Genomic DNA, 3,072 nt, shown 5'->3' with positions numbered 1-3,072 from the left:
CGTATAGTAGCTACCGTTAACTACAAACAGGATTGGGGCACTAAAGGAAAATGGATTTCCAGCTTCGCTGTATTCTTCAATACACAGTCCGGTACTCCTTACACTTACGGTTTCGTAAACGCAACTGTACAAAACACTCCTCAGCAGGTGAGCCTGGCTTACATCCCGAAAGATCTGACAGAAGCTGTTAAGTTCTTCAACGATAACCCCAACGCTACCGCACAGGCACAGGCACAACAGTTCATGAACTTTATTGAGGCAGACAAATACCTGCGCACACGCAAAGGTGAATTCACTGAACGTAACGGCGGCCGTACTCCTTGGAATACACAGGCAGACTTCCGCTTCAGCCAGGATTATAACTTCAAAGCAGGTAAGAAGATCCACACTATCACTTTAACTTATGATATCGTGAACCTGACCAACCTCCTGAATAAAAACTGGGGTATCCAATACTTCTCACCAAACACATTCAACTCTTCTTCCAGCGTTGGTTTAGCACAGGTGAGCGACAAAGATCCGGTTTCAGGCAAGTCAGTTCCAAGAGTGGTAGACGGTCATCCGATCTATACATTCAACAACCCTGGCACTCCTTACTCCAAAGACTTCTTTGCATCACGTTACCAGATGCAGCTGGGCTTAAGGTATAGCTTCTAAGAGCAACCAGACAAACGAAAACTAAAGCAACATAAAAAAAACGGTTCGCATATGCGAACCGTTTTTTTTATGAAAGTTGATTGCTAATAGCCGCTTTATTTGATACCAAATACTGTTCTTACTTCAGCACGGATTTTAATAGTTTTAAAATCAATATCAGCAGCAGGGGCAGCATCACCAGCAGCGCTTTTGTACATGGCTACATTGCTCATTTCAGGACGGAAATCACTGTAGTTGTCGGTACCTATTTCCTGTATTTCGATCACACCATCCAGGTTGTTACCGATAGCAGTCAGCATATATTCAGCTTTTGCTTTGGCAGCCTGCAGCGCTTTTATTTTCACTTCTTTGCGGTACTGTTCCATTTTGCTGGAAGTGTAGGAAGCAATGCGGGTATTTTCTATACCTTCTGCATCTACAGCACCCAGGATGTCGTTGATTTTGTCCAGCTTAGTGAGCTTCAGGCGGTATTGCTTACGGGCCATGAATTCCATTGGATCTTTCTTCTTGCGGTAGATCTCATAGTTGTAGCTGTTCACGTTTTCCACAGTCAGGTTTTCTTTCGGAATACCTGCATCAATCACTGCTTTCTGTAATTGTTTCTCCAGTATTCCGATCTCTACTTTGTTTTTGCTCTTTACATATTCACGCAAAGAAATGTTGAGATATATTTCATCAGGAGTGATTTCCATTTCAGCGGAACCAGTTACTTCAATCTTTTTTACTGGTTTTTCAGCCTGCTGCTGTTGTGCAAAAGAACCTAATGCGAAAAATAATCCAGCTGCTAATAACATTACCTTTTTCATGTGTCGTTGTTTTTACTATTTAAAAAAATTGTTTTCGTTTTTATTTACACCCTCATGATGCATAGTTGAAAAGTGATTCCATAAATCCTGATTAAAAAAATTGTTTTCTCTAATCATTTTTACAAAAAACAATATCTGTTTCACATTAATTATGAAACGATTAAACAGTAAAATAGTTACAGAAAAAAATTTACTTACGGCTGTCTGTCATTCCTTTGAGGAAGTTATACAGGTCTGTCATAGTAGCGATGCGTGTAGCAACCAGCATAAAGTTTTTACCCAGCTGTTTCAGTTTCGCGTTGTTGGTACGGGTCTGTATATACGTTAATATATGATTAAACGTAGCGGATTCGAAGTAAGGAGAATCGGGATTATTGATAAAATAGCAACGCAGGTTTTCTTCTTTGAGCATCATTTTCTCAAAGCCCAGTTGTATAGCCATCCAACGGCAGCGGATCATGGTGAGCAGGTCTTTCACCGGATCAGGAAGAGGTCCGAAACGGTCTGCCAGTTCAGCCTCAAAGGTTTTCAGCTTGCCCTCTTCGGTAATATTGTCTAATTCCTGGTAGAGGTTCAGACGTTCCTGGATGCTTTCGATATAAGTGTCCGGGATAAGTATTTCGAGGTCAGTATCGATGGTACAGTCGCTCACGAAATCTTTTTTCTCTTCCAGTTGTTCCTTGAACAGATCACGGAACTCGTTTTGTTTCAGTTCGCGGATAGCTTCATCCAGGATCTTCTGATACATATCGAAGCCTATTTCCGCCATAAAACCGCTTTGTTCGCCACCCAGCAGGTTACCGGCGCCACGGATATCAAGATCGCGCATGGCAATCTGGAAGCCGCTTCCCAGCTCACTGTGCTGTTCCAGGGTTTGCAGGCGTTTGCGGCTGTCTGCTGTGAGCGTGCTCATAGGAGGCGCCAGCAGGTAGCAGAATGCCTTCTTATTACTGCGCCCAACACGGCCGCGCAACTGGTGAAGATCGCTGAGGCCAAAGTGATGCGCATTATTGATGATGATAGTGTTGGCGTTGGGAATATCCACACCGCTTTCCACGATGTTGGTACATACCAGCACATCATACTTACGGTCAATGAAGTCGAGGATTACCTCTTCCAGCTGATGTCCTTCCAACTGTCCATGCGCTGTAGCAATAGACAGATCGGGGCACAGGCCCTGAATGAGTGAGGCCATTTCAGCCAGTCCTTTTACACGGTTGTGTACCAGGTATACCTGTCCGCCTCTCTCTGTTTCGTAGTAGATAGCTTCACGGATAAGATCCTGATTGAACACATGCACCTCTGTTTCAATAGGCTGGCGGTTAGGCGGCGGCGTATTGATAATAGAAAGGTCGCGAGCACCCATCAGGGAGAATTGTAGCGTACGTGGTATAGGCGTTGCCGTTAGTGTAAGCGTATCTACATTATGCTTCAGTTGTTTCAGCTTTTCCTTGGCGGAAACGCCAAACTTCTGTTCTTCATCTACCACCAGCACACCAAGGTCTTTGAACTTCACTTCCTTGCCCAGTAATGCATGGGTACCGATGATGATATCTATCTTTCCTTCTTCAAGTTTCTTTAATGTTTCCTTTTTCTCCTTTGATGATTT

General features: G+C 43.6%; 2 protein-coding genes and 1 pseudogene. 1 reads left to right on the top strand and 2 read right to left on the bottom strand.

Annotated elements, in window-relative coordinates; translation table 11 throughout:
- Nucleotides 1-657 (top strand): annotated as a pseudogene (locus VM802_RS20235) (TonB-dependent receptor); the annotation flags it as partial.
- Nucleotides 658-752: 95 nt separating this feature from the next.
- On the opposite strand, the gene VM802_RS20230 reads toward VM802_RS20235, so the two are convergent.
- Together VM802_RS20230 and VM802_RS20225 are read right to left on the bottom strand one after the other, a co-directional pair.
- Nucleotides 753-1,463: an SIMPL domain-containing protein gene (locus tag VM802_RS20230; RefSeq protein ID WP_325533919.1), complete on the bottom strand. Its 711-nt coding sequence runs from the start codon at nt 1,461-1,463 to the stop codon at nt 753-755.
- A gap of 190 nt (nt 1,464-1,653) precedes the next feature.
- Nucleotides 1,654-3,072, bottom strand: a 1,419-nt coding sequence (locus VM802_RS20225) for a TRCF domain-containing protein (protein WP_325533917.1), incomplete at its 5' end; no start/stop codon positions are given.

The sequence above is a fragment of the Chitinophaga sp. genome (assembly GCF_035538455.1).
Taxonomy (GTDB): domain Bacteria; phylum Bacteroidota; class Bacteroidia; order Chitinophagales; family Chitinophagaceae; genus Chitinophaga.
The sequence above is the reverse complement of the archived record's forward strand: the minus strand, read 5'-3'. Positions and strand labels throughout refer to the sequence as shown.